Here is a 460-nt window from a genome sequence, read left to right as displayed (position 1 = left end):
GGCACGGGAGAGTAGGTCACCGCCGGGCCTTCTAAACACAGCTATTCATATTCCCTAACCACACAAAACATCCAACGCCGCCTCACATCATGATGCGGCGTTATCTATTTAACCCACCGGTTATAATACACCCTGACGCGGGGTGGAGCAGCCCGGTAGCTCGTCAGGCTCATAACCTGAAGGTCGTAGGTTCAAATCCTGCCCCCGCAACCAAACGATCAAACCCCGCCATTGGCGGGGTTTTGTCGTTTTAGTCTTGGGTCAGAATTAGAACCTGTGATCTTCCTGCGTTATGGGCCTGTGCTCATAACTTGAAGGCTGAGGCTGTGAAGAAATCGCTCCAGTGGAGCGATTTTAAGCCGAAGGTTGAGCACGGGCGGTAGCCCGCGCGCAGACTGCGGAGGTTCGACGCATCCTCCATCCCGTCTGTAATCTGCTCCCCCATATCTTTTTCCAAAAA

Annotated in this window: 1 tRNA gene; it reads left to right on the top strand. The window is 53.5% G+C overall.

Annotation, left to right across the window (positions count from 1 at the left end):
* Window positions 1-136 precede the first annotated feature (136 nt).
* Window positions 137-213: transfer RNA gene (locus TH468_RS21105), tRNA-Met, on the top strand.
* Window positions 214-460: the final 247 nt, after the last annotated feature.

Origin of the sequence: Thalassospira sp. MCCC 1A03138 (assembly GCF_002115785.1) — a bacterium.
Taxonomy (GTDB): Bacteria; Pseudomonadota; Alphaproteobacteria; order Rhodospirillales; family Thalassospiraceae; genus Thalassospira.
This window is presented reverse-complemented; position numbering and strand designations above follow the sequence as displayed.